The organism is Chroococcidiopsis sp. TS-821 (assembly GCF_002939305.1).
Lineage (GTDB): Bacteria > Cyanobacteriota > Cyanobacteriia > Cyanobacteriales > Chroococcidiopsidaceae > Chroogloeocystis.
In genome coordinates, this window is record NZ_MVDI01000009.1 from 1 (window position 1) to 25082 (window position 25082).

Genomic DNA, 25082 nt, shown 5'->3' on the forward strand with positions numbered 1-25082 from the left:
GTGATTGACTCGCAGGGTCGGGTGATTGGCACCTGGGCGGACGTGCTCAACCGCGCCAACTTGGGCATGGAAGTGATGCACGAGCGCAACGCGCACAACTTCCCCCTCGACTTAGCTGCTGGCGACGCTACTCCTGTTGCCCTCACTGCTCCTAGCATTCATGGCTAATTCGACAATCGAATAGTATTAATAAACGAGCGCTCCTTTCTTAAAGGGGCGTTTTTCTTTTTATCCTGTCACAGGACGCCTAGAACAGATAGGATAGTGTATAGAGTGACCAAGGAGAAGGAGGACAACAACGGTTTACGCACGTCCTTTAGCGCGTTTAATTGAACAACTACAGCGCTTGCCTGGAGTTGGTCCTAAAACTGCCCAGCGCTTAGCTTTACATATTTTAAAAAGACCAGAAACTGAGGTAAGAGCTTTAGCACAAGCATTGATTGATGCAAAGCAACAGGTTGGTTTGTGTTCTGTGTGTTTTCATCTGTCGGCTGAACCAGTATGTGAAATTTGTCGGAATACTAACCGCGACAATCATACGATTTGTGTTGTGAGTGACTCCCGCGATGTGATTGCACTAGAAAGAACGCGAGAGTATCGCGGTAAGTACCACGTTTTGGGTGGTGTGATTTCGCCGATGGATGGTATTGGTCCAGAACAGTTGACTATTCAAGCACTCGTACGACGAGTCAGCCAGCAACAACCTAAAGAGGTGATTTTGGCGATTAGTCCTAGCGTAGAAGGAGAGACAACCACTCTCTATTTAGGTCAACTTTTGAAGCCATTTACGCGCGTAACGCGCATTGCTTTTGGTTTACCTGTAGGAGGGGACTTGGAGTACGCAGATGAAGTTACACTTGCTAGAGCACTTGAAGGTAGACGAGAATTAGATTGAAAGTAAAGAGTTTAATGTTGCTGTTGGTGCGATCGCAGCGATCCCGAAATTTTATAGAAACGATCGTATTATTTTTTCGAGGTGCTTCTATATCGTTGTCGCATCTTTTTTGATTATTGACACCAGTCGGTCGCTAAGGTTAGCGACAAAGAAGCTTTTTTAATTTTCATACCTCGTTTAGACATTGTAAGCTTTGTAACCAACAATTTGCAACGTATATCACATTTATCTATCATTTTGCATAAAACGAAACAAACCTACGTAGAAAAACTGATTTCCTCTGCTCTAGAATTGAGGATACTGTAAGTGTCAACACTACTTTAGTGAACACTGATTTAGCTAGAAGAGCTTGTATGATTTTTTCAAAATATTGAGATACACAGCGATGAGCGTTGGCTGTGATTGGGCGAAATTTTAGCTTTTAGGGCAATAATAGCTTTTCAATGTAATGTTTTGAGTGATACAAAGCTTGAGTTAAGTAGTGATTGCCAGGGAGTTTGATCGTTCATTTTTTGCAATTCATGATCTCGCCGTTGTACAAAACAGAAAGTTCTCAGGTGAACCATTTTGATTCAGAACCGCCGAAGATTTTAGTTGTGGACGACCATGCAGCGAGTCGGATGACTGCAGTTGCATTGTTAGCAGTAGAAGGGTACGAGGTTTTAGAAGCGGATAGTGGTGTAGCAGCGCTAGATCTTGTGACACGCAGTCAGCCAGATTTGATCTTACTCGATGTCATGATGCCTGGCATGGATGGGTTTGAAGTGTGCCGTCAACTCAAACAGGACGAACAAACTCGATTGATTCCTGTTATTTTTATCACAGCTTTGAACGATCGGCGATCGCGCATCAGCGGAATTGAAGCCGGAGGAGATGACTTTCTCTCTAAACCTTTCGATCGACTGGAGCTAGCAGCGCGTGTCAAATCGCTAGTACGACAAAAATGCTTAAACGAAGATTTAGATCATGCTGAACAAGTTTTATTTTCGATCGCGCAAGCAATTGAGAGCCGCGATCCTAACACAGGCAATCATTGTGAAAGATTGGTAGAGTTAAGCACAGCTTTTGGTGAATATCTTCAGCTTTCACGCACGCAAATGCGCAATTTGCAGTGGGGAAGCTATCTACACGACATTGGTAAAGTTGGTATTCCTGACGCAGTACTGCTTAAAGCTGGAAAATTAACACCACACGAATGGGAAACAATGCGCCAGCACGTTCTTATTGGGGAAAAAATTTGCTTGCCTTTACGTTCAATGCGCGGCGTAATCCCCATTATTCGCCATCATCACGAACGCTGGGATGGTTCGGGGTATCCTGATGGGTTAGTAGGAGATCGCATTCCGTATCTCGCGCAAGTATTTCAAATTATTGATATTTACGATGCGCTAACGAGCGAGCGTCCCTATAAACGTGCTTTGTCGAGCAGAGAAGCATTGGAAGTGATTGCTGAAGAAACTGCAAAGGGATGGCGCAATCCTACACTTGTCAAACAGTTTATGGAATTTATTCAATCGCGTGACGAACAGTAGCGATCGCTTTTGCGGCACTTGGAGCAATTAGCTGATATTATTAACCCGACGAAAGCTTGATAGCTGATTATGGTAGCGGTAGCAATTTTAGCAGCAGGACGCGGTACGCGGATGAAATCCTCTTTACCTAAGGTGTTACATCCTTTAGGAGGAAGGTCGATCGTTGAGCAGGTTCTCCAAAGTTTACATAAAATTTCACCAACGCGGTGTCTGGTGATTGTTGGTTATCAGGCAGAGCAAGTCAAAGCATCGCTTACTAAGGTAGCATCTAAGCTGACGATTCCCTTAGAGTTTGTCGAGCAAACTGAGCAATTAGGAACAGGTCACGCGATTCAACAAGTTGTACCGTATTTAGAGAACTTTACGGATGATTTACTCGTACTTAATGGCGACGTTCCCTTATTACGACCAGAAACGCTGCAAAATCTGCTGCAAACGCACAAAAAACATCAAAATGCTGCAACAATTTTGACTGCGCAGTTACCCAACCCCCAAGGCTATGGACGCGTATTTTGTGACGAACGTCATATTGTCCAGCAAATTGTGGAAGACCGCGATTGTTCGCCAGCACAGAAACAAAACTGTCGCATTAATGCTGGAGTTTATTGCTTTCGCTGGAAAGACCTAGCTGAAGTCTTACCGCGATTGCAACCGAATAATAACCAAAAAGAATACTATTTGACCGATACTGTCAGTTTCTTAGAGCCTGTCATGGCAGTTGACGTTGAAGATTACCAAGAAATTTTGGGAATTAATGACCGACAGCAACTTGCGGCTGCTTATAGTATATTGCAAGAACGAATCAAGTCAAAGTGGATGGCTGCGGGTGTCACGCTGGTCGATCCTGCGAGCATTACAATTGACGATACGGTAGAAATTCAACCTGATGTGATTATCGAACCGCAAACGCATCTGCGCGGACAGACGGTGATTCAATCAGGATGTCGGATTGGACCTGGTAGTTTGGTCGAAAACAGCCGTCTAGATGAGAATGTGAGCGTGCTGTATTCGGTTGTAACTGATAGTAGCGTTGCCGCAAATACGCGAATTGGTCCTTATGCGCATTTACGCGGTCATGCGGTTGTAGGTGCGGGGTGTAAGATTGGAAATTTTGTTGAGTTGAAAAACAGTCAACTCGGCGATCGCACGAATGTGGCGCATTTATCGTATCTTGGAGATGCTACGCTCGGAACGCAAGTTAACGTAGGTGCGGGGACGATAACTGCCAATTATGACGGCGTCCAAAAGCATCCGACAAAGATCGGCGATCGCTCTAAAACAGGTGCAAACAGTGTTTTAGTTGCACCAATAACAATTGGTAACGATGTCAACATCGCAGCAGGTTCAGCCGTCACAGAAGATGCTCCTGATGATTGTTTAGTAATTGGTCGAGCGCGTCAAGTGATTAAACCAGGTTGGCGGTTAAAAAACAGGGATCGGGGATCAAAGGTTGGAGGTCAGGAAGAAAAGTAGAATGCCTCTCGTTTAAAGTAGTAGTGAAGCTATATGCTGTCGATTTGGGATGGAAGAACTACTAGAGCTTCGGAAACTACTGCAGCAAGGCAAGGTTGATGAAGCTTTGCTGTTGGTGGACGAGTTGGAAGACATCAGCCTGAGTGACAAAATTAATAAAATTGATAGCTATGGCGTGATATTACTCGTTCATCTGATCAAACAGCAGGCAGAAAAACGCTCAACCCGCTCTTGGGAGATTTCTATTGAAAATGCGTCGCGAGAACTCAAAAAACTCAATAAACGCCGCAAAGCGGGTGGTTGTTATTTATCGTCAGCGCAACTACGTGAAATTCTCCAAGAGGGGTATCAAATGGCACTCAAACGAGCCTCTGTTGAAGCCTTTGAAGGGCGTTTTGAGGCTGAGGAATTGGAAAGTATGGTTGATAAGCAAATGATTTTGGCGCAGGCGATCGCTTTAGTTCAGCAGTAGCTTGTCAGTTCGCCCGTCCATTCCAGTGTATCGCCCACTTGCTCGCCAGTATGATAGGCAGCAAGTAGCACTTCACTCGTTTTTCCCCAAGCGATCGCGCCAGTTGCATCAATGGCAATTGCGCCTAAATCGCGTTTGCGATTATATGCTTCGGTAAACGAACGTTGCATCGCTTCCGGTAAAGCTAAACCATCGGTGACGCGGACAACAATTCGCGCCGCTAAACATTCGTCAATAATGTCTTCACCTATTCCCGTACAACTCACTGCTGCGTCGGCTGTGGCATAATTACCAGCAGGCATTGCAGAATCACTTACGCGCCCGATCCGCTCAAAACCTTTACCGCCCGTCGAAGTACCAACCGCTAAGTGTCCTTGCGTATCGAGGGCGACAACGCCGATTGTACCGCGTCTAGCATTACTCGATTCGACTAATTCTTTTTCGGCAACGACCCCCGCCATTTTTTTCTCAAAATTATCTTGTCTCTCCTGAAGCCACTCTTGCAACCGCAACTCCGTCAAAGCATCGTAACTAGGAATTTGCAATTCGCGTAATAATTCGGCTGCACCATAGTCAGATAGCACGCGATCTGCGGAATTTTGTAAATTTTGCGCCAAATCAATTGGGTGCTGTACCCGCGAGACGTTAATCACGCCACTAAAGCGCTGGTAAACACCATCCATGAGCGACGCACTCATGCGAATTTGACCGTCAGATTGCAGCACCGAACCTGTACCAGCATTAAAGCGCGGATCGTCTTCTAGTAGTTGACAGCCACGAACAACAGCCTCCATAGCTGGTGCACCTGCAAGTAATAGTGCATAGACCTCCTCGATAACTGAGTAGAGCGATCGCCGAATAATTTCTACTCCGCCTTTACTTTTCAGGGAACTACCCGCCCCGCCATGAATAATTAACTTTGGTTGCACTCGTCATCCTATAGTTCTAGATTTGTGATTTTAGATTTTAGATTATCTATAAAAAGGATTTAGTAATGTATGGTGAATAATGCTCAAATTTTGTCGCTATGAAGTTTGGTAATTGGTCATGGGTAATGAGCTTTTAATATCTCTTGCCTATTACCCTGTGTTACCACATTAATCTACATTTGAGCGCCGCCGCCGACAGCGTTCAGAGCAATACTTTACATCATCCCAACAATCTGCCCATTTTTTCCGCCAAGTAAAGGGACGCTGACAAACAGGACAAATTTTGGTAGGTAAATCTGATTTAGCGCGAGTTCGTGCCATGTTGAATAATTAAGACATTGCTAATGTAATTTTAAGAAAAATTACGAGAACGAAGTTATGGTAGAAACCGCCTTAGCTGGAGTACGGATAGTTTTAGTCGAACCAGCAGGGGCTTTAAATGTTGGGGCGATCGCGCGTGTCATGAAAAATTCAGCGCTAGAACATCTTGTCTTAGTGAATCCGCAGTGCGATCCGCTATCTAAGGAAGCGCAGCAAATGGCGGTTCACGCTGTAGATATTTTAGAAAATGCAGTTCAAGTCGCAACGTTACCAGAAGCCCTAGTAGACTGTACGCGCGCGATCGCAACCACCGCCCGCGATCGCGACATACCAATTACCCTCGAACATCCACGTACAGCACTACCATGGTTAATCGAGCAACAAAACACTGCTCTTATTTTTGGCCCAGAATATCGCGGCTTGAGTAACGAAGAATTAAAATACGCACAACGCTTTGTCCGCATTCCGACAAGCGATCGCTATCCATCGCTCAATCTTGCTACCTCTGTTGCAATTTGTGCCTATGAGTTGTTTCAGCGTGCAACGCAGTCAACACCAACCGCTTTACCGAGCGATTCTGATGCTGCTTCATTGGATATGTTAGAGGGCTATTATCAACAATTAGAGCGAGTGTTACTCGACATTGGTTATCTTTACCCGCACACTGCTGCAAGTCGAATGCAAAAGTTTCGCCAAGTGTTCAACCGTACGCAACTGACGGCATCTGAAGTTGCTATGTTGCGAGGAGTTTTATCACAAATACAATGGGCATTGCAGCAGAAAACCCAAGAAAAAAGCTAAATTTACGCTTTTATCAGTACAAATGAACTATTTCGCATTATTTTAAGCTGTAATTGATCGCCATTTATTCACAGATTGGTATAAACTAAGTTGCCAACGCCACATATCTAGGGTGCTTGAGGAGTTAGACGTGAAACAACTGTCTGCTACAGAGTTAAAGGTATCAAAAACCCCAGTTTCCGAGGGTAAAACTACAGTACGACGGGAAAATCACTTCTCGGATAGCAGCCAGCAAAAAGTCTTCAATAAAAGGAGTCAATCCACTTCAGGCTCAGCATCAACAGCCCATGGGAAAGCACGCAAAATTGTTGACTTACCTTTGAGTCCGCAAATCGCGAATCAAAATGCTAGGGCACGCCAGCCCAATTACAGAAATGGAAATACTCCTCAAAATGCGGGACGCCGACCGTCAATACAGATACCTCTATCTCAAGAAACGAGTGAGAAGCAACGCATTATTGAGCGCACGGTGATAGCACCGCGCCCGCTACGCGAAAAACGCCGCAGTCACGGTCTTCGTAACTTGACAAAACCGTTGCTATATGCATCAAGGATAGTGATTTTAGGTGTGGGAGTCGCCGCGATCGCCGGAACTGTATTGTCAGCATTAGATCCTACCAATCGCATCAAAGCTGAAGATCCGCAATCTTCGGTAGCACAAGAGGAAGTGAAAGAAGTTGCATTTGTTCCAGGCTCGGCGTTGCAGATGACGCAAGAAATGAGTTCGTTAAAAACAACGGTAGAACAGTTAGCAGCGAAACAAAAAAATCTTCTTCCAGGCGTCTTTTTCCTAGATTTAGACACGGGAGCGTACTTAGAAATTAATGGAAACTCAACTTTTGCTTCGGCAAGCACGATCAAAGTGCCCATACTAGTTGCTTTTTTCCAAGATGTCGATGCGGGTAAGATTCGCTTGGATGAACGGCTGACGCTAAAAAAAGAGTTAGTGGGCGGTGGTTCGGGAGATATGCAATACAAGCCCTTGGGAACGCAATTCACCGCGCTAGAAACAGCCACCAAGATGATTACAATCAGCGATAATACCGCAACGAATCTACTCATTGAGCGTATGGGTGGCGCTGCTGCATTAAATCAACGATTTCTGAGTTGGGGATTGCCAGCAACACAAATTCGGAACCTACTCCCAGATTTAGAAGGAACAAATACAACAAGCCCCAGAGATTTAGCACATTTAATGGCGTTAGTCGATGATGGCAAGTTGATGTCCCTGCGATCGCGCGATCGCTTGTTAGATATCATGCGACGCACAGTAACTAATACTTTACTACCACGCGGTTTAGGTGAAGGTGCCAGAATTGCGCATAAAACAGGTGATATCGGCTCTTTAGTTGGTGATGTGGGCTTAGTGGATATGCCGAATGGCAAGCGTTATATCGCAGTCGCAATGGTAAAACGTCCGCATAATGACGGTCGCGCTCAAGAACTCATTCGGCAAATTTCGCGTGCTGCTTATCAAGAATTAAGTAAACCAAACGTCGATCAAATCTTGCGGACAACACCTTTTGTAACAACAACTACTGTCCCAGTGGAAAACCCAGCAGCTACAAACGAATCTTCTGCAGCAACGACTGATGGCAATCAGCCATCTCCTACTTCTCAATAGACCAAACTATTTCGCAACAAAAACCTGCTAGAAAACGTCACGGGAACGCCTATTCCATCTAAAATTGCTTCTCCACTATATTTTTTGTCGCGCATGAATGTGAAGATGAGGTTCAGTGGTATTTCCTGAATTTCCTACCTGGGCGATCGATTGATTTACGCTAACTATCTCTCCTTGATTGACAGTAAGACTTCCCCTCATCAAATGAGCAACTACTATTTCAACGCGATCGCAGGCGATTAAAACATAGTTTCCCGCGGGATGTTGTCGATCTGTTTCTGGTAGAACTAAGTCAGGAAAACTATTGACAGCACCTATAGACAGTGTCTTGAATCGCATATTTTGTTAGTTCTCTGGGGTAAAGTCCATTGGCTCTAGTACCAAAGCTATTAAGTTTTACAATGTCCAATGCATATTGTTGAGCGCGATCTGTATTGTGGTGATTGACGAGCGAGCTATTTCCACCATGAGCTACATAATATGTTCCATTTTTTAGTGGAAAAGCAAGTTCAACAGGGTGGTTATGAAACGAAAAGCCTTGCAAAGCGAAAAAATTGAGATTGGCAAATAATATTATTGCAAAATAGTTAATATCTAAAGACAATAAATTTTTATAATTTTTTGTTGCCAAAAAGGGTAATTGTTGCACTTTATTATTATATGAATTAATTACTGCTATGACAAAATGAATGATAAGAATAAACCTTAAGTAGTAACTCAACCAATCTTCCTATGAGGAAAATGTAAAAAATGTAGAGTGTATCAACTAATTATTGAGTAACCAATCAACTTTGCTCTTTGCTTCACCTCTCCATAACCAAGAGAGAAAAATAGCAGGAAGAAGGAGATGGGTAATAAACAGCAATCCTATTTCAAGTAGCATATTCTACTAATTCATAATTCGTAATTTGTAGTTTGTAGTTAACAATTTTTGGAGCGCCGCTCTGTTATCAGAAATTATAGAAATATTATTACTTAAACAGCAATTGTGTAATTTAGTTATGCAGGTAAGAGAATATTGCTTAAAATAAAGGAGTAATAGATGTCAAATAAGTTAAAAATTGCTTACCTACTTTCGCTCATTATTGCAATTTTGACATTTGTTGCCGCTACAGGTGGGCTTGTTATTCAAAATTTATATCGAGACAATTTGTTTGTGACGGCTGGATGGTTCGGAAATGACTTAGTGACATTGTTTGTAGGATTGCCTACTTTAGTCATAGCTCTAATGCTATCGGCACGCGGTTCACAGCGATCGCAACTTGTGTGGTTAGGAATGGTGAACTACACGCTTTATAACTTCGCGTTTTATCTGTTTGGTGCAGCTTACAATCGCTTTTTTCTAATTTATGTAGCGTTATTTACGTTGTCTATTTTTGCGTTGATTTTTGGGCTAGTGGGGCTTGACGTCAAGGAAATTAGTCAGAAATTTCAAACTAAAACACCTGTAAAGTCGATCGGTACGTATATGCTGTTTGTCGCGATCGCGCTCGGTGGGTTTTGGATTTTGCAATCGTTGAATTTTGTATTAACTGGGCAAGTTCCCGAAATCATCATTACCGTAGATGGCTACACCAACATTATTGCGGCTTTAGATTTATCGATGGTGGTGTCGGTGTTTGCCTTAGGTGGAATATGGCTATGGCAGCGTCTTCCTTGGGGATATGTGTTGGGAGTTATAGCAAACGTTAAGGGTGCTGTTTATACGCTCGCATTAACTGCTGCTACAATATCTGCCACACAAGCTGGTGTTGGAGAGGCGACATTAGTTCCTGTGTGGGGCTTTTTGTCACTGGGTAGCCTAATATCAAGCTTGGTTTTACTCAAGTTTTATGCTCATAGCTGATGACTTAAGATTAACGACCTGCTATACGGCTTGAGTTGTTGGCTAGAACGTAGCTGTAAGGCGATATAAGGGGCGAGTCTGAGACTTTGATGCAGTCACAATAATCTTTACCTCTTGACCTTGAAGTCAGCTATAAGGTTTACACTGAAGTCAACACTTGAGGAGAACTTTAAGATGACGAAGCGTTTAGTTGAGGTTTTCACAGCAGGTTGCCCATTATGTGATGAAACTGTCAGCTTGGTAAGAGAGTTGGCGCGTGACAATTGTGAGATTCAGGTATGGGATTTGCGTGAAGGATGTGCAACTAATGAATGCCGTGAGAAAGCAAGTCAATACGGAATTCATCGCGTTCCGGCAGTCGTAGTTAATGGCAAGCTAGCAGAATGTTGTCAAAATCAACAGCCGATTTCTCGTGAAGCACTATTGACCGCTGGCATTGGGCAAAACTAAAGCAAGAGCGCAGGAGAGACAAATCTCTCCTGTTATTGAGTATTAATGTGACTATGAACAAAGGTTTATTGATCGGTGAGTTAAGTCGGCGATTGCATCTCTCTACCCAGACTATCCGGTATTACGAGCGGTTAGGACTGCTTAACCCACCCAAACGGACTGAATCGCAGTATCGCGTTTACGGAACAGATGACGAGGAACGACTGCGCTTCATTCAAAAAGCTAAACAGTTTGGGCTATCGCTGGATGAAATCAAACAATTGATCGAGATTAGGACGAGCGGGACACCTCCCTGTTCAGCTCTCAAACGTATGGTAAAGCAACATCTCGATGAACTAGCTCGGCGTATTTGTGATATGCTGGCATTTCGCCAAGAATTAGCTAGCCGATACGAGGCAATAGAATCTTTGCTTACTGATGCCTACGATACCACAACTGAAACTTCTTATGGTGGGAAAATTTGTGGATTAATTGAGCAATCAAGCGAGACAATTAGCACCGAAGGACGATCGTGCAACCTAAAACAGCCTTACTGCTTTTACTCAAATATCAGAATTAGTGGTTAAACAAACAATTGAGAAGTTGGTTATGTAACAGCGTAGTATAACAAGTTGATGAAGCGGACGGCTAGAAGATCTTGGTAGGGGTGCTAAGGTCGCTTGCTGCCGCTTATCTTAGTCGTTGTGGTGTATCAACATTATCTAAAACAAGCCACGTATACTGCAGCAATGACTCTAACCCTTGGCGAGTTGCAGCAGAAATGAGAAAAGGTTTGTTACCATGACGCTGTGCCAGTTCCTGGGCGATCGCGGTTACAGTATCTTCATCAACGGCGTCAATTTTATTCAATGCTAAGATTTGCGGGCGGTCGGGTAATCCGCGTCCGTAGGCGTGTAATTCTTGCTGAATTGTTTGATAGTCACTAATAGGATCTGCAGTGGTAATGTCTACTAAATGCAATAGCAAACGAGTACGCTCGATATGACGCAAGAAATCATGTCCTAACCCTGCGCCTTGATGCGCGCCAGCGATTAAACCAGGAATATCGGCAAACACTGTACCATCACCTGTTGGTTTACGGACGACCCCTAGATTAGGGACAAGAGTTGTAAAAGGATAATCAGCGACTTTAGGACGGGCGGCGGAAAGCGCAGAAATGAGCGTTGATTTACCTGCGTTGGGAAGTCCAATAATTCCGACTTCAGCTAATAGTTTTAACTCAAGACGTAGCAAGCGCTTTTCTCCTGGTAAGCCAGGAAGGGCATATTCTGGGGCGCGATTGCGGTTACTTAAGAAATGTTTATTGCCCAATCCGCCTTTACCACCAACGGCGACGCATAGCATTTGTCCTGGTACGACTAAATCGCCTAGAAGTTCATTTGTTTGGGCATCGTAAACAACTGTACCGCAGGGAACTTCGATTATGCGATCGCTACCTGCAGCACCTGTACGATTGTTTGGTCCGCCGCGCGCGCCATTTTCCGCTTGAAAACGGTGCGCATACTTAAAGTCGAGTAGCGTTTGTAAATTTTCTACTGCCACTAAAATGACTGAACCACCACGTCCGCCATTTCCGCCAGAGGGTCCTCCAGCTGGCACGTATTTTTCGCGGCGGAAGGCTACAATTCCATCACCTCCTGAACCTGCTTCAACTTCAATTTCTGCTTGGTCGATAAATTGCATAGTTTTTAGGAAAGGGTAATAGGTAATTGTTGAGAATATTTTTATCAATGACCAATTACCAGTGTTAATGATTAACAATATTCGCTGATATCTTCGTGACACTCATCAGCAAGATAGGACAATGCGCGGAAGCGCAATCCGACAAGCTGCTCGTAAAGTGGGTTAAGCTTGCACAGTGGGGGAATGTGAACTATCTTCTTGCCAAATAGCGTAACGTCGCGCTCAAATGGACACTGCGGCGGAATCATTTTGCACAAAAAGCGGGCAACTTTGGGGTCATGAATGTCGAGTCCATCAAGCCACTCGCGTACAGGATGCAACACGTCAATCTGCGGTTCCTCGTCAGTGGAGGACGTGGCGGATACAGAATCTAATTCTTCGGTAGGAAGATCGCACAACGTTTGGCGCAACGATATGAGTGCTGTCTCCTGTAATCCCAGGGCTTGACAGAATTGGTGTAAAAGTCTGTCTTCGACCGAGGAGTATGTTCCATCAGCGATCGCAACCATCACCGCCGTTCGTAAAAAGTTTTCTGCTGCAACGGAATCGTCTTTGAGAACACTTGCTAGCTCTTCTGGGCTGATTTTGTCAAAGGACTCTAACTTTGTATCAATAGTAAGTTCTTGCGTTAAAGCTGTAATAATGTCTTGCTCTTGAGGATCGAAGTCACCATCTGCCCAAGCAACAGAGAGTAATCCTCGCAACCAAGCGACGACTTGTTCGTTAGTATAAGGAGATTTGACAACGCTTGTCATAGTAACAATACTTAAAAATAATTTTCCGAAACTATACTAGCGCTGATAGTAACCTTGCTGGCTGTAAACTAGAAAACCGAGTTACCGATCGCAGGCATAAATTTGTGACGCTACCAGAGTTTGGCTTATTTCTCATTTCGATCCTAGCGAGCGTGGCTGGGCAATGGCTACTCAAAGCAGGAGCATTAAAGTTAGGTAGAGTGGATGCGAGTAATGTTGTTAGCCACGTGTTAGGTATGATTGCGATTCCAGAATTACTTGCTGGATTAACGTGTTATGCCGTGGGCGCGATTGTTTATATTTTGGTGCTAACGCGAGTTAAACTCAGCGTTGCTGGTCCTGCGGTGGCGTTAGTTTACGTCTTTTCCTTACTGATTGGATACTTTATCTTTCGCGAACCAATTCCTATTAGTCGATTAGTTGGGCTGGGATTAATCATTTGTGGCGTCATTCTCGTGATTTGGAAAAGTTAGAGATAGCGTGCGAGAACTTCAGCAGTAGCTTGTCCTGTTTTCGCCCAACTGAAATTATTTGCCCTTGCACGACTTTGCTGGGAAAGGCGCGATCGCAATCCTGATTCAGTTGCAACAGCTTGCATGGCGGCGGCAATTTCTGCACTATTGTAAGGATCGACTAATAGCGCGGCGTCTCCTGCAACTTCAGGTAAGGAGGAAAGGTTGGAGGTAATCACAGGAGTTCCACACGCCATCGCTTCTAATACAGGTAATCCAAATCCTTCCCATAAGCTAGGAAACACGAGGGCGATCGCTTGATTGATAATTGTCGGTAAATCTTGATATTTCACGTAGTCGAGAATTTTGACGCGATCGCTGATATCAAGTTCGGCTGCAACTTTTTGTAATGCAGGCGTGTAACGCGGATCGAATGGTCCTGCTAGCCATAGTTCGTAGTCGCGTGATAATGCAGCAAAAGCAGCGATGACCCGATGCAGATTTTTGTAAGGATCGTGGCGTCCAATGTAGAGGAAATAGTTACTTGTCGGTAGATCGAGAAAGCGAAAATGCTCAGCGTCGTGCGCTAATAAAATTGACGTAATTTTATCTGGATTGATGTTGTAAAAGTGCGTGAGATCTTTTGCAGTGGCGGTGGAGATGCAAAGAATGTGTTCAGCTTGCGCTAACACTTGGGGGACGTAGTAGCGAAAGTAAAACGTTAGCGGCGAACGTGAGGGAAAGTGCAAGGGAATTAAGTCGTTGACATTGACGATGTAACGACAATTTGTCTGTAGCGGGGCTTCGGGTACAGGGGAAAACAAAAGACGCGATCGCAGTTTTTTATATATTTTGGGAATTTGCAGTTGCGTCCACAATAAACGACGAAAATGACCCAAGCTGCCATAATCGGGTGTGAGATTCGGTGGAACTAAGTAGTAGTCAGCGTCTAAGGCTTTTGGACGCGCCTCTGAGGAAATCAGTAGCGTGGGTTGCAGTGGCTGTAAATGTGGAAATAAGTTAGCCGCGTAGGTTGTGATTCCTGTTGGTTTTTGGGCAAGAAACGAAAGGTTAACTAATAATGAATTTTGCAAAACGATAGCAAGTGTTTTAAATAAAGTAATGTTCCATATATTTTACCAAAGGCTACTTGAGGTTTCACCAGCATGAGAATAACAGCATATAAAATTAAGCGCATCAAACGGAAAAAGAATATAAAAAGATTTGCATATTTTTCTAAGGTGATGAGATAACTATATGTACTATATTTAATTTTATTGAATATATTTTGACTTGTAATTGAAGACGGTTGATGAATAACTCGAAATAGTTTTGTGACTGCAACAATATGTCCCTGTTGAGCGTATCTTTGGCAAAAATCGAAGTCTTCGTAATAAAGAAAATAGATTGGATCGAACTGCGGACATTCGCTAAAATTATTACAGTTAAGAATCAAACTACAGCCAGAAACCCAATCACATTGAACATATGCTGCATCTGAACTACTTAAAATATCTTGCGTTGAAATAGTACCAGTAGCGCGACGAAAACAACCACCAGCAAACCAAATGTCGTTGTTGGGCGTGTAAATAATTGTGCCGAGTATTGAAACTTCTGGATAAGTTGCAAAAAAACAATTCACTTTTTTCTGAATGTTTTCTATAAAATAAGCATCAGGATTAATAATCCAAATAATTGCATTTTGATTCTGAGAGTAAATCCATTGCAATCCTAGGTTACAAGCTTTTCCAAAACCAATATTTTCTCCTGGTTCGAGGATAGTAATATCTTGGGATTGGAGAGAACGAATAGCAAGATCGTCAACTGAATTATTAACAATTACTACTTTACTAAGTGTATGGAAATTATTGTGAATTGACGCAATTAACTTCGTTATGAGCGATGTCGAATAATAATTAACAGTTAAAAAATAAATCACGCTAGTTCAATTTGACAGTCATCACCAATTAGGAATCGCAGGGCTTTAGGGCGTCTTGCTGCTACTGTTAATTGCGCGCGCTGTCCAATGACACTATCAATAATCCGTTGGTGAATGCGGTCAATTTTTGCCCCTTGTAAAACAACACTGTGTTCGATATCTGTTTCAATAATTGTTGCTTGGTCGGCAATACTACTGTAAGGACCAATAAAACAGTTTTCTAAATAGCAGTCGCTACCAATGACGACAGGACCGCGGATTGTACAGTTAATGACTTTGGAACCAGAACCAATTTGCACGCGCCCAATAATTTGACTGTGTGAATCGACTTCACCAAAATTAGAAGTTTTCAGGTAGGTATCGAGAATCAAGCGATTTGCTTCTAAGAGATCGTCTTTTTTTCCTGTGTCTAACCACCAACCTTCGAGTTGACAAGCTGAGACTTGTTTTTGTCGATCGATTAAACATTGAATGGCGTCGGTTATTTCTAATTCTCCTCTAGCAGAAGGTTGAATACACGCGATCGCCTCGTGAATCGCGGGCGAGAAGAAGTAAACGCCAACTAGCGCCAGGTTGGAAGGGGGAACTTGTGGTTTTTCGATTAACTCTAAAACACGTCCGCATTCATCAACTTTGGCAACACCAAAAGCAGTGGGATTCGACACGGGACGCAATAAGATTAACGCATCGTGTTGTTTTTGGGTAAATTGCTGGAGAAAGTAACTTAAATCTCCTTGTTGAATTAAGTTATCACCCAGATACATAATGAAAGGGTCGTCTTTCAAAAAAGGCTGGGCAATTTGAACTGCATGAGCCAAACCAGCAGGCTTATCTTGCAGAATATACGTGATATTGGCACCAAAGCGATCGCCGGTTCCGGTTTTATTTTTGACCTCGCGTCCTGTTTCTGGACTGATAATAATTCCAATATCAGTAATTCCAGCGGCAACAATTTCTTCGATACCGTACCACAGAATTGGTTTATTGGCGACGGGTACGAGTTGTTTGGCGCCAGTGTAAGTCAGAGGACGCAAGCGAGTCCCTTTACCGCCGGAGAGAATCAGCGCTTTCATAAGTATTAGTATAAAGTTCTGCCAGCATTTTCCTAAGTCCTTGTCGCCAGTGCGACGATGGAGTTCCCAAAACTTTGGTTATTTTCCCACACGCGAGAACGGAATACGCAGGTCTTTGTGCCAAAGTCGGATATTCAGGAGTTGTAATCGGAATCACCCGCTGAATTTTGAGAGGAAAGCTTAATTGTTGTGCTTCTTCAAAAATGGCAACGGCAAAATCGTACCAGCTAGCAACACCACTGTTGGTATAGTGATAAATTCCCGTTGGAATTGGGATGATTTCGAGTAATTGCGCGATCGCGCGAGTTATATCGCCTGTCCATGTTGGGCTTCCGATTTGATCGGCGACGACACGAATTTCTTCGCGATCTGCACCAAGTCGCAGCATCGTCTTGACAAAGTTATTACCGTGACTACCGTACACCCAAGCTGTCCGCAGAATAATGTAGCGATCGCAGTTATCTTGAACTGCTTGTTCGCCAGCGAGTTTCGATTGTCCATAAGCGCCTAACGGGTTTGTCGCATCGGTTTCTTGGTATGGATGACTTTGACGACCATCGAATACGTAATCTGTGGAAATATGAATTAGGTGCGCATTTAATTGTTGTGCTTCTGCGGCTAAAATACCAGGGGCGATCGCATTAATCGCGGTTGCGACTTCCGGCTCTGTTTCGGCTTTGTCTACCGCTGTGTATGCTGCGGCGTTGATGATGATTTGCGGGTGAACTTTATGAATAATCTGACGCAGGCTATCAGGTTGAGTTAAGTCAATTGTTGGACGTCCCACCGCAGTGACATCTGCTAGAGGTGCAAGGTAGCGTTGTAGTTCTTGACCTAATTGACCTGTGTTACCAATCAGTAAAATTGACGGTGTCATGCAGTTAATTTACAACAGTCTGGCAATGCGGATATCATAGCGGATTGTGTAGAGATGTTATACCACGTCCGCCTCAATATCAATCGCTTGGCAAATAAATTCGGGGCTCAAAGGCTAAGTCCACCTACGTGGATTCACACAAAAGCATTGATCTTACTGACCTAAACTCTTTGATGACATCATCAAGCAAAAACTTCAGCTTTGTGAAAAAGTTGACCTGCTTGGTCTTTCGGTGAAAGGATAGGTGGGGTAGAAATAGACCAATCAATGGCAATATCTGGGTCATTCCACAGAATACAGCGTTCGTGTTGTGGTGCGTAGTAGTCAGTCGTTTTGTAAAGCACTTCAGCAACAGGAGAGAGAACTAGAAAGCCGTGGGCGAAACCTGGAGGAACCCATAACTGACGTTTATTTTCGGCACTCAGGATACAACGAATCCATTGACCAAAAGTAGGAGAACTTTTGCGAATATCTAACGCGACATCCAGAATTTCACCGGCGATCGCGCGGACTAGCTTACCTTGAGGTTGCTGAATTTGGTAATGTAAACCTCGCAAGACGTTTTGTACCGAACGCGAATGGTTATCTTGAACAAAGTGCAGCGAGATTCCTACTTTCTCAGCAAAAACTTTCTCGTTGTAGCTTTCAAAAAAGAAGCCGCGATCGTCGCCAAAGATCCGAGGCTCGATAATTAAAACATCTGGTATCTCAGTCGGCAATATATTCATCTTCTTGCACTGCTTATAAACAAACTAACCCAGCTAAGTACGCCATAGATTCCTGCAATGAGAATAACTATGACATGCATTACAATACCAGCAGTCAGCGTGCGATAAGAATCATATCCCAATAAAGTAAAACCAAATACCCAACCAGCTTCTAGAGTTCCAATGTTGCCTAATGTCCCTACTGGTAGTAGCTGAGTTAAATTAGCCAAACTCGAACCTAAGACGACTTCGGATAAAGACATTGAGAAGCCAAGCGACTGTAAGACCACCCAAAATAAGATAAATATTGTCAACCACAATAAGATTGAGTAGCTAAAAAGTTTTAAGTGCAGTGCAGCGTCGCGATAAATGAGCAACTCTTGATAAAAGTTTTTGATGAGAGTTTTAAGTTTAAACAGTAATCTACCGATTCTTCCAGATGTAGCGATTCCTTGCCAAGCTTGGGCGAGCTGTTGATTTCTTGAAATAAGTAAAGTAAATGAACCTGCAAGTAGGGCGATCGCCAGTAAAACTAAAATTAACAAATTTAGCCAATCGCTAGCTATTCTCCCATTTATTACTGCAAATCCTACACCTGAGGCTACTATAGTTCCTAAGGCTAAAGCATCGTGAATACGCGTTAATAATAGCGATGCTACAGAGCTAATATAAGGATAACTTGAATAACGCTTCAGTAAAATAGGTAAACTTAGTTCGCCAGATCTTACTGGTAAGACATGATTAAGAAACTGATATACGCAAGTAATCTTAAAAATCGGTAAATATGAAGTTTTTGTTTTAATTGAAAGTAGTTCCCAAAAACGTAAGGCTCTTAATGCTTGAGTAATTCCGACTAATAAAAATATTTTTGATATACCTAATATACCTACTTGATACAACGCTGATGAAATATCAGAAGGATTTAAAATACTTCCTAATAAAGCGATTAAGAAGATTGTAAAAACGATACTCCAAGCTTTTTTACTACGGACTAAACGAACAACCATTTTGTTATTTAGTTTGAGCTAAAATCACAGTCCATGGCAACAATGCTTTCACCGATAAAACCTCAAATTTTGATTCTACCAGTTTGATAAAACCTCGACGCGACCAGTGTTGAATATGTCCAGGACTATTACCAAACTCAGCTAAATAAGCACCGCGTAAAAAATTAAGTGTTCTAAATATCGGTTCTCTAGGAACGCTAAGAATACAGTAAGGTGTGGCGACACTTGCAAGCTTTTCTAAACCTATTTCCGGGTGTTCTAAATGTTCTAACACCTCACAGCAGACAACTAGATCAGCTCGGTCGATTTCATGCAGATCGTAGATACTTTTTTTCTCAAAAGATATTCGAGAATAATTAACTCTATTTTTGGCAATCTCGAGGATTTTGTCTGAAATATCAATGCAATGCAATACAGCATTTGTCTGACTCAGTATTTGAGTAACGTGACCTTCACCGCAGCCTACTTCGAGAATATTTTGAGGATTTATTTGGTTGACAAGTTCTGTAATCGCGCGATCGAATTGGTACAGTAGATATCTTCCTACTGGATTTCGCATTTCATACTTATTCGATCCAGTCCCAACAACTATACCGTCTTCAATAAGGGGCAAATAACGATTTTGATTCATGTTCAATATTAATACTAACGAAACAATGGTAGATTTTCATCAAGTACTTCGGCAACTTGTTGTTCCATGCAGTCTGAGTGCGAGTAACGCGTTAATAGTTCTGCTAGTATGCCTAAAGAAATTAATTGAACTGACAAAATCGTAGATAGTATGCCAAAAAATAAAAGTGGTCGATTACCAATAGGACCTAGACCTAGAAACCATAAAAGGACAAGATAAATAAGAATTCCACTGCCTAAAAGCCCAAAGAATAATCCTAATTTACCGAATAAATGTCCTGGTTTATACAAGTAACGAGTAATCACTAGAACGGTTAACAAATCAATCAAACCACGCGAGTAACGCTCCCATCCATATTTAGACTTGCCATGTTGTCTGCTAAAGTGGCAAACGGCGACCTCTCCAACTCGAAAGCCTAAACTATGCGCAAGTACTGGAATGTATCTATGGAGTTCGCCATAGAGTTTAATACAGTCTAAAACTTCCTTACGATAGGCTTTAAAACCACAGTTAAAATCATGGAGCGGAATACCAGCAATTTTGGCAGTGACTTTGTTGTATATTTGTGAAGGTAAAGTTTTTGAAATGGGATCGTTTCGGCGTTGACGCCAGCCTGAAACAAGGTCGAAGCCTTCTTCTAGCTTGTGTAAAAATTTAGGAACTTCAGCCGGGTCGTCTTGGAGATCGGCATCAATTGTAAAAATAATTTTGCCTTTTGCGCGTTTAAACCCAGCAAAAAGCGCAGCGGATTTACCGAAATTGCGCCGGAATTTAATTGCCTTTATTTGTGTGGGATATTGATGAACTAAATCTTTAATATAAAACCATGAATTGTCACTGCTTCCGTCGTCAATGAAAATAATTTCGTATTTATTTAGCCTTTCCTTTGTCATTACTTTTTGAATTTTTTCTGACAAAGTAACAACGGTCGCTTCTTCATTACATACAGGAATTACAAAGCTGATACCAATTGACATATTAATTTAGTTGTTTGAATAGTGTTCATTAAGCTTGTAAGTATGTTGTTGTAGCCCAATCCACTCTTTTTGGTTTGTGCGAGTATAAGCAAATAAGGTTTCATCTTCTGGTGATAAATTGACGTATCCTTTCCACCCAGAAGATGCGTAAGACGTTCCGAAAACTTGAGCAACGTCTGGACGAGGAAACCCTATAAGCGCAAAACCACGTATGATATTGTTTTGATTGAAAATAGCAACGCAGTCAAGATGATTATGGCGATCGCTTACGCCTACCCAGCCTTCTACTCTAGCGACGTTGGGTGTCAGCTTGGTAAGACTATCAAAAAAACCTGGCAATGTGTTTGTTGGTGTTAGAGGCTTGAGTACTGGAGAGCTAAGCTGCTCGCTCCCTATACAAAAACTATTGTTGAAAGTTTGATGAAATGGAACGAAACCGTGTTGTTTGAGCGCAGTCGTTAAGTTGAAAAATTGATCGGGAGCGGGACTAATTATTTGCTGGACAACATCTGCATCAGTAACACCTAGTTGAACTGACAGAGTGACCAACGGTTGTAAGGAAGCTGTGCGTGCAATCATTTGAGCGGCTTCTGTTCCAACTCTGTACATCGACAGGATTAAAACGGTCAATCCTGCGAGTAGGGTTATTCGTAGTTGCCAATAACTTTTATCATTTAGTCGAAAATTTTGCAACCCTGTGACCGCGATCGCTGTCAAACTCAGCCAAAATAAACTAGGTAACGAAGCATAGCGCGATTGCATGGCAGATATAACGCCAAATCCTGAACGACTCATCGCCGCCATCAATGCAGTTCCCAAAGCATATCCTTGTAAAGCTAGCCAGGGTAGCCAAGCAACGCGAACCCACTTTCCTTGCGGTGTTAGCCAATAGCCCATACAGCATATGGCGATCGCGCAACCTACAGCACCGATCGTAAAGGCAGCATAAGTGTTCTGTGTAAAAATTGCACCTAAATACGTTGGAATGTATGCGAGGAGATCGCGAATATTCAACGACACAGGTGGATGATACTCAGGAGTCTTGTAAGTCAGTACGTATGTACCGCCAATCGCGATCGCTGCTGCTAGATACAGTAGCACTATGCGCATTGGTAAACGCATCAGTACGACAGCAGCACACAAAACAGGTAATACAGCAAGCGCAGTACTATAAGTTAATGCACCAAGGGCAGCAAAAAATAAGCCACTGATTGCCCATATTATATTTTGGGAGCGAACAAGTTTTGATAAGCAAAATATCGAGGCAGTAACAAGCAGATTTGCTCCTATCCAAGCAACACCACTGAAGCCTCGCATCCAATTATGTGCAGCTGCGGGTGTAAAGCAAAAGAACGAGATACACAAAAGTAAACCAAAAAATAAACTGCGCGATCGCCGTAAATTCTGTGGTAGCAGCATTGCTAAGAGTATGGCTTGCACGCACGCAAACGAAAAGGTGATGCACGATAAACCGATGTTTGAACCTTTTGTCACCATCATGTTGACGGCGTAAAGGATTGCTGGAATGAAAACTAGGTGTTCATTTGCGCGTACTAACCAGTCGGTAGGATGTGATGAAAAGCCATCGATTGAATAAAAACGACTAATAATATTCCAGTAATCATCAGTGGAAATTTCGCCCGACTGCATAATCCAGTAAAAAATATAGGCAGCAGGTAGCAAAATCACGCTCAAGGCAACGGTGCGAGCAAGTCTACGTTTGTAGGGCATAAAATATATTCCGCGTAGCTGCTGAAAAGATGTATTGTACCTGTTACGCGATCGCCTTTAATAGCTTACTGTGAAATTCAAGTTGAGCTAATTAGAGCTGATTTATAAATCAAATCTTAAAGAAGCTAATCGCTTCAGCATGAGACGCATCAAGGAACTATAAATCATTGCCTCACTTACCTCCGAATACAACTCATAATCCTTGCTCAAGCGTCGGAATCGATTGATCCATCCAAAAGTCCGCTCCACAATCCAGCGCTTCGGCAATGGTTCAAAGGTTGGAGAGATGCGCTCAATCACCTCCACTCGCACCTGCTCTCCACACACCAACCTGACGGTATGGGCAAACTTCTTACCTGAGTACCCCTGGTCTACCCAAACCACCTCTCATTTGGCAAACTTCTCCTTGATTCATCGAGCACTGCAATTGCCCCTAATCGCTCTGAGGCATTCGCTTCACTCACCAGGACTCAAAGCAAGAATCCTTGCGAATCGACGATGATATACCGCTTACGTCCCTTAACCTTTTTGCCACCATCGAAACCGTAGACCTCCCCCTTTTTTCCGTTGTCTTGACCGATTGAGAATCGGCAATCGCAACGGTTGAATGTTCGTCCCTGCCCAGTTGTTTGCGTAACTGCCTACGCACTTGGTCATGCATCTGTTGCCAGACTCCTTTGCGTTGCCACTTTTGAAAGTAGCGGTACACGGTGCTGTAAGGTGGCAGGTCATGGGGCAGCATTTCCCACTGGCATCCCGTTCGTTGAACATAAAAGATGCCATTGAGAATCTCTCTGAAATCGACCTCGACTGGAGGTCCAAACCCTTTGGGTTGAGGCAAAAGCGGTTGCAAGATTGCCCACTTCGCATCACTCAGGTCGCTCGAATAAGGTTTACGTTGAGGGTTTGCAATTTCGGGTAGACCAGTCATCGGTCGGCTAACTATTCATCTGTTCCTAGCCTAAAATTGGCTCAAAGCGATGCTGCACTCTTTTTAGATTCTCTTTATACATCAGCTCTTAATGCTGAGAATATATTGAGTAATAGTAATGCTTATAATTGTTACCGAAGTTACATTACTATTTCAACTTTGCAGTAAAGTTTTGATGACATTTGCATGCCCTCTAAAAATAATACACAAAAATTATCCTTTATTAGCAATAAAAAGCTTCATTTTTAACAGGAGGTTTGTTAAATTTATAGGAATCTTTTTGCTGTTAAAATTTTATGCCAAAAAATTTTATTGTCATTACATCCATAAATCCTCCTACAGAAGCTCTCAAAAAATTTAGCCTCATGCCAGATTGGCAAGTCGTTTTAGTAGCTGATTTGAAAACGCCTAAAGACTGGCAATTAAAGAACGTAAAATTTCTATCAGTAGAAGAGCAAAAGACGCTTCCTTTTACCATTCTTAAATATTTACCTTGGAATCATTACGCGCGCAAAAATATTGGCTATCTTTATGCAATGTTGCAGGGAGCAGAGTTAATTTACGAAACTGATGATGACAATATTCCCTACGATTCATGGCATGATTTTCATCCGGTTCAGCTTCAAGCTCAAGCATATACAAGTTCAAATAAGTTTTTTAATGCATACTCTTCTTTTTGTGAAGCAAATATTTGGCCTAGGGGATTTCCTTTAACAGCAATTCATAGTTTAACAGAAGTGCAAATAGCAAATGACTTTGTATCAGCTCCTGTACAGCAGGGTTTGGCAGACCTCGATCCAGATGTCGATGCCATTTATCGACTCACAATTGGTAAAGAAGTGAAATTTTCTCAACGCAAACCAGTATTTTTAGCACCTGGTACTTATTGCCCTTTCAACTCACAAAATACGCTTTGGTATCCAGATGCTTTTCAATATATGTATCTTCCTGCTTTTGTCTTCAACAGACTTACAGATATCTGGAGAGGTTATATAGCGCAACACTTTTTACATCAGAAGGCCCAGGGAGTATTGTTTTGTAATGCTAGCGTTTACCAAGAACGAAACTATCACAAATTATTGCATGATTTCATCGAGGAAATCGACCTTTATACTAGAACGGAAGAACTGATTACTGTTCTAACTGAATATACCTCTCACTCTCAAGATTTTACTGGCGTAATGCAACATCTACATCAACATCACTTTGTGAAAGACGAAGAAGTTGTGCTATTTGATGCTTGGCTAGAAGATCTAAGATCATTAGGATTAGTTTGATGTAAAAATGAATTACCGATTTGAAACTCCCGCAATAGCATTTTGACTTCCGCAATTCCTGTAGGAATAGAAGCAAAATTCGTATTACCTGCAATTCGCCTACCTTCAATAGTAGGAAATTCCGTAATTTTGAGCCTTGCTTTTAAGGCTCTAATGACCATTTGATAGTCAATAGTACAATCTGTTTTATCAAGGCGTAAGCGATCAAAGGCTTCACAAGTAATTGCCCTAAATCCTTGAACGACATCTGTTACGCGACACCTACGGCTTCCAAAAGCTGTATTAGCAATAAAAGCAAAACATAAGTTGGCCCATTTACGAAACTTGAAAACTTTGTCGTCATCTTCGTTATAACTTCCTGCAATCATGCGCGATGCAATGACAAATTCATAACCAATATTTAGAGCATCAATAAATTTTGATAAATCTTGAGGATTTTCATTGCCATCAGGATGAAAAAATACCATTGCATCACTTTTACAATGCGCTCTTGCTGCTAGAGTAGCACCACCTAAGCCAGGGATAGATTGCTGAAAAACAGGTATATTGTAATAGCTAAAAACCTCACAAGTTTTATCTTTTGAATGACCGTCAATTGCATAAACTTCGTCAAAAAGACTCAAATCTACTTTAGGTAAAGTAGTTATTAATCCAGCCTCTTCATTTTTGGTAACAAAAACTAAAGCAACTTTCATGCGA

General features: G+C 42.5%; 25 protein-coding genes and 3 pseudogenes. 12 read left to right on the forward strand and 16 right to left on the reverse strand.

Annotation, left to right across the window (positions count from 1 at the left end; all coding sequences use genetic code 11):
- The 5 genes and pseudogenes from B1A85_RS26285 to B1A85_RS18580 form a co-directional block, all read left to right on the forward strand.
- A pseudogene (locus tag B1A85_RS26285) lies at positions 1 to 168 on the forward strand (photosystem II q(b) protein); the annotation flags it as partial.
- A 127-nt stretch (positions 169 to 295) separates the two neighbouring features.
- Positions 296 to 895, forward strand: a pseudogene (gene recR, locus B1A85_RS18565) (recombination mediator RecR); the annotation flags it as partial.
- A 521-nt stretch (positions 896 to 1416) separates the two neighbouring features.
- The gene (locus B1A85_RS18570) at positions 1417 to 2427 is read left to right on the forward strand and encodes a two-component system response regulator (protein WP_104548231.1); all 1011 of its coding nucleotides are present in this window, start codon (positions 1417 to 1419) and stop codon (positions 2425 to 2427) included.
- Between the two features lie 69 nt (positions 2428 to 2496).
- Complete coding sequence (gene glmU, locus B1A85_RS18575; protein ID WP_104548232.1) at positions 2497 to 3900, forward strand: bifunctional UDP-N-acetylglucosamine diphosphorylase/glucosamine-1-phosphate N-acetyltransferase GlmU; 1404 nt, start codon at positions 2497 to 2499, stop codon at positions 3898 to 3900.
- 49 nt (positions 3901 to 3949) lie between these two features.
- Positions 3950 to 4372: a DUF29 family protein gene (locus tag B1A85_RS18580; protein ID WP_104548233.1), complete on the forward strand. Its 423-nt coding sequence runs from the start codon at positions 3950 to 3952 to the stop codon at positions 4370 to 4372.
- On the opposite strand, the gene B1A85_RS18585 is transcribed toward B1A85_RS18580, so the two are convergent.
- Both B1A85_RS18585 and B1A85_RS18590 read right to left on the reverse strand, forming a co-directional pair.
- Complete coding sequence (locus B1A85_RS18585; protein ID WP_104548234.1) at positions 4363 to 5301, reverse strand: isoaspartyl peptidase/L-asparaginase; 939 nt, start codon at positions 5299 to 5301, stop codon at positions 4363 to 4365. The genes B1A85_RS18580 and B1A85_RS18585 overlap by 10 nt on opposite strands.
- A gap of 168 nt (positions 5302 to 5469) precedes the next feature.
- Positions 5470 to 5622: a DUF2256 domain-containing protein gene (locus B1A85_RS18590; RefSeq protein WP_104548235.1), complete on the reverse strand. Its 153-nt coding sequence runs from the start codon at positions 5620 to 5622 to the stop codon at positions 5470 to 5472.
- Positions 5623 to 5679: 57 nt separating this feature from the next.
- Between B1A85_RS18590 and B1A85_RS18595 the strand changes: the two genes are divergently transcribed.
- Entirely contained in the window at positions 5680 to 6423 is a 744-nt protein-coding gene (locus tag B1A85_RS18595; RefSeq protein ID WP_104548236.1) for an RNA methyltransferase, read from the forward strand.
- A 130-nt stretch (positions 6424 to 6553) separates the two neighbouring features.
- Entirely contained in the window at positions 6554 to 8047 is a 1494-nt protein-coding gene (locus B1A85_RS18600) for a serine hydrolase (RefSeq protein WP_104548237.1), read from the forward strand.
- A 75-nt stretch (positions 8048 to 8122) separates the two neighbouring features.
- Here B1A85_RS18600 and B1A85_RS18605 read toward each other — a convergent pair whose 3' ends face one another.
- A complete protein-coding gene (locus B1A85_RS18605; protein WP_104548238.1) occupies positions 8123 to 8386 on the reverse strand; it encodes a M23 family metallopeptidase in 264 nt (87 codons plus the stop codon).
- A gap of 703 nt (positions 8387 to 9089) precedes the next feature.
- On the opposite strand from B1A85_RS18605, the gene B1A85_RS18615 reads away from it, so the two are divergent.
- From B1A85_RS18615 to B1A85_RS18625, 3 genes are all read left to right on the forward strand, one after another.
- A complete protein-coding gene (locus B1A85_RS18615) occupies positions 9090 to 9893 on the forward strand; it encodes a hypothetical protein (protein WP_104548240.1) in 804 nt (267 codons plus the stop codon).
- A 174-nt stretch (positions 9894 to 10067) separates the two neighbouring features.
- On the forward strand, positions 10068 to 10343 hold the full coding sequence (locus tag B1A85_RS18620) for a thioredoxin family protein (protein ID WP_104548241.1): 276 nt from the start codon (positions 10068 to 10070) through the stop codon (positions 10341 to 10343).
- A gap of 53 nt (positions 10344 to 10396) precedes the next feature.
- On the forward strand, positions 10397 to 10909 hold the full coding sequence (locus B1A85_RS18625; protein WP_210404579.1) for a heavy metal-responsive transcriptional regulator: 513 nt from the start codon (positions 10397 to 10399) through the stop codon (positions 10907 to 10909).
- 103 nt (positions 10910 to 11012) lie between these two features.
- On the opposite strand, the gene obgE is transcribed toward B1A85_RS18625, so the two are convergent.
- A complete protein-coding gene (gene obgE / locus B1A85_RS18630; RefSeq protein ID WP_104548243.1) occupies positions 11013 to 12026 on the reverse strand; it encodes a GTPase ObgE in 1014 nt (337 codons plus the stop codon).
- 71 nt (positions 12027 to 12097) lie between these two features.
- Positions 12098 to 12781: a Mo-dependent nitrogenase C-terminal domain-containing protein gene (locus tag B1A85_RS26290; protein ID WP_104548244.1), complete on the reverse strand. Its 684-nt coding sequence runs from the start codon at positions 12779 to 12781 to the stop codon at positions 12098 to 12100.
- A 104-nt stretch (positions 12782 to 12885) separates the two neighbouring features.
- Between B1A85_RS26290 and B1A85_RS18640 the strand changes: the two genes are divergently transcribed.
- The gene (locus B1A85_RS18640; protein ID WP_210404580.1) at positions 12886 to 13254 is read left to right on the forward strand and encodes an EamA family transporter; all 369 of its coding nucleotides are present in this window, start codon (positions 12886 to 12888) and stop codon (positions 13252 to 13254) included.
- On the opposite strand, the gene B1A85_RS18645 is transcribed toward B1A85_RS18640, so the two are convergent.
- The 10 genes and pseudogenes from B1A85_RS18645 to B1A85_RS18690 all read right to left on the reverse strand — a co-directional run bounded on the left by B1A85_RS18645 (position 13251) and on the right by B1A85_RS18690 (position 23106).
- Positions 13251 to 14327 carry a glycosyltransferase family 1 protein gene (locus B1A85_RS18645; protein WP_104548245.1) on the reverse strand — a complete coding sequence of 359 codons (1077 nt, stop codon included), beginning with the start codon at positions 14325 to 14327 and terminating at the stop codon, positions 13251 to 13253. The two genes, B1A85_RS18640 and B1A85_RS18645, sit on opposite strands and share 4 nt — an antisense overlap.
- Positions 14309 to 15172 carry a glycosyltransferase family 2 protein gene (locus B1A85_RS18650; protein ID WP_104548246.1) on the reverse strand — a complete coding sequence of 288 codons (864 nt, stop codon included), beginning with the start codon at positions 15170 to 15172 and terminating at the stop codon, positions 14309 to 14311. The genes B1A85_RS18645 and B1A85_RS18650 overlap by 19 nt, the downstream gene beginning before the upstream one ends.
- Positions 15169 to 16245 (reverse strand): glucose-1-phosphate thymidylyltransferase, encoded by a 1077-nt coding sequence (locus B1A85_RS18655; RefSeq protein ID WP_104548247.1) that lies wholly within the window; start codon positions 16243 to 16245, stop codon positions 15169 to 15171. Before B1A85_RS18655 ends, B1A85_RS18650 begins: the two co-directional genes overlap by 4 nt.
- A complete protein-coding gene (rfbD, locus tag B1A85_RS18660; protein WP_104548248.1) occupies positions 16217 to 17122 on the reverse strand; it encodes a dTDP-4-dehydrorhamnose reductase in 906 nt (301 codons plus the stop codon). Before rfbD ends, B1A85_RS18655 begins: the two co-directional genes overlap by 29 nt.
- 182 nt (positions 17123 to 17304) lie before the next feature.
- Positions 17305 to 17850, reverse strand: coding sequence for a dTDP-4-dehydrorhamnose 3,5-epimerase (gene rfbC / locus B1A85_RS18665; protein WP_104548249.1), 546 nt, complete (start codon positions 17848 to 17850; stop codon positions 17305 to 17307).
- Positions 17847 to 18836, reverse strand: a complete 990-nt coding sequence (locus B1A85_RS18670; protein ID WP_104548250.1) for a lysylphosphatidylglycerol synthase transmembrane domain-containing protein — start codon at positions 18834 to 18836, stop codon at positions 17847 to 17849. The genes rfbC and B1A85_RS18670 overlap by 4 nt, the downstream gene beginning before the upstream one ends.
- Before the next feature lie 4 nt (positions 18837 to 18840).
- Entirely contained in the window at positions 18841 to 19467 is a 627-nt protein-coding gene (locus tag B1A85_RS18675; protein WP_104548251.1) for a bifunctional 2-polyprenyl-6-hydroxyphenol methylase/3-demethylubiquinol 3-O-methyltransferase UbiG, read from the reverse strand.
- 14 nt (positions 19468 to 19481) lie between these two features.
- Positions 19482 to 20444, reverse strand: a complete 963-nt coding sequence (locus B1A85_RS18680) for a glycosyltransferase family 2 protein (RefSeq protein WP_104548252.1) — start codon at positions 20442 to 20444, stop codon at positions 19482 to 19484.
- A gap of 6 nt (positions 20445 to 20450) precedes the next feature.
- Complete coding sequence (locus tag B1A85_RS18685) at positions 20451 to 22175, reverse strand: hypothetical protein (protein ID WP_104548253.1); 1725 nt, start codon at positions 22173 to 22175, stop codon at positions 20451 to 20453.
- Between the two features lie 102 nt (positions 22176 to 22277).
- Positions 22278 to 23106 (reverse strand): annotated as a pseudogene (locus B1A85_RS18690) (IS5 family transposase).
- A 296-nt stretch (positions 23107 to 23402) separates the two neighbouring features.
- Here B1A85_RS18690 and B1A85_RS18695 point away from each other — a divergent pair.
- Positions 23403 to 24383 (forward strand): STELLO glycosyltransferase family protein, encoded by a 981-nt coding sequence (locus tag B1A85_RS18695; protein ID WP_104548254.1) that lies wholly within the window; start codon positions 23403 to 23405, stop codon positions 24381 to 24383.
- Here the strand turns inward: B1A85_RS18695 and B1A85_RS18700 are convergent.
- Entirely contained in the window at positions 24308 to 25078 is a 771-nt protein-coding gene (locus tag B1A85_RS18700; RefSeq protein ID WP_104548255.1) for a glycosyltransferase, read from the reverse strand. The genes B1A85_RS18695 and B1A85_RS18700 overlap by 76 nt on opposite strands.
- Between the last annotated feature and the right edge of the window lie 4 nt (positions 25079 to 25082).

What these genes read in the sequence shown, in the direction of transcription:
- B1A85_RS26290 (WP_104548244.1), bottom strand. Translation starts at nt 12,781, where the DNA reads ATGACAAGCGTTGTCAAATCTCCTTATACTAACGAACAAGTCGTCGCT.
- obgE (WP_104548243.1), bottom strand. Translation starts at nt 12,026, where the DNA reads ATGCAATTTATCGACCAAGCAGAAATTGAAGTTGAAGCAGGTTCAGGA.
- B1A85_RS18580 (WP_104548233.1), top strand. Translation starts at nt 3,950, where the DNA reads ATGGAAGAACTACTAGAGCTTCGGAAACTACTGCAGCAAGGCAAGGTT.
- B1A85_RS18620 (WP_104548241.1), top strand. Translation starts at nt 10,068, where the DNA reads ATGACGAAGCGTTTAGTTGAGGTTTTCACAGCAGGTTGCCCATTATGT.
- B1A85_RS18595 (WP_104548236.1), top strand. Translation starts at nt 5,680, where the DNA reads ATGGTAGAAACCGCCTTAGCTGGAGTACGGATAGTTTTAGTCGAACCA.
- B1A85_RS18570 (WP_104548231.1), top strand. Translation starts at nt 1,417, where the DNA reads ATGATCTCGCCGTTGTACAAAACAGAAAGTTCTCAGGTGAACCATTTT.
- B1A85_RS18655 (WP_104548247.1), bottom strand. Translation starts at nt 16,245, where the DNA reads ATGAAAGCGCTGATTCTCTCCGGCGGTAAAGGGACTCGCTTGCGTCCT.
- rfbC (WP_104548249.1), bottom strand. Translation starts at nt 17,850, where the DNA reads ATGAATATATTGCCGACTGAGATACCAGATGTTTTAATTATCGAGCCT.
- rfbD (WP_104548248.1), bottom strand. Translation starts at nt 17,122, where the DNA reads ATGACACCGTCAATTTTACTGATTGGTAACACAGGTCAATTAGGTCAA.
- B1A85_RS18695 (WP_104548254.1), top strand. Translation starts at nt 23,403, where the DNA reads ATGCCAAAAAATTTTATTGTCATTACATCCATAAATCCTCCTACAGAA.
- B1A85_RS18680 (WP_104548252.1), bottom strand. Translation starts at nt 20,444, where the DNA reads ATGTCAATTGGTATCAGCTTTGTAATTCCTGTATGTAATGAAGAAGCG.
- B1A85_RS18605 (WP_104548238.1), bottom strand. Translation starts at nt 8,386, where the DNA reads ATGCGATTCAAGACACTGTCTATAGGTGCTGTCAATAGTTTTCCTGAC.
- B1A85_RS18625 (WP_210404579.1), top strand. Translation starts at nt 10,397, where the DNA reads ATGAACAAAGGTTTATTGATCGGTGAGTTAAGTCGGCGATTGCATCTC.
- B1A85_RS18670 (WP_104548250.1), bottom strand. Translation starts at nt 18,836, where the DNA reads ATGGTTGTTCGTTTAGTCCGTAGTAAAAAAGCTTGGAGTATCGTTTTT.
- glmU (WP_104548232.1), top strand. Translation starts at nt 2,497, where the DNA reads ATGGTAGCGGTAGCAATTTTAGCAGCAGGACGCGGTACGCGGATGAAA.
- B1A85_RS18590 (WP_104548235.1), bottom strand. Translation starts at nt 5,622, where the DNA reads ATGGCACGAACTCGCGCTAAATCAGATTTACCTACCAAAATTTGTCCT.
- B1A85_RS18615 (WP_104548240.1), top strand. Translation starts at nt 9,090, where the DNA reads ATGTCAAATAAGTTAAAAATTGCTTACCTACTTTCGCTCATTATTGCA.
- B1A85_RS18675 (WP_104548251.1), bottom strand. Translation starts at nt 19,467, where the DNA reads ATGAATCAAAATCGTTATTTGCCCCTTATTGAAGACGGTATAGTTGTT.
- B1A85_RS18700 (WP_104548255.1), bottom strand. Translation starts at nt 25,078, where the DNA reads ATGAAAGTTGCTTTAGTTTTTGTTACCAAAAATGAAGAGGCTGGATTA.
- B1A85_RS18685 (WP_104548253.1), bottom strand. Translation starts at nt 22,175, where the DNA reads ATGCCCTACAAACGTAGACTTGCTCGCACCGTTGCCTTGAGCGTGATT.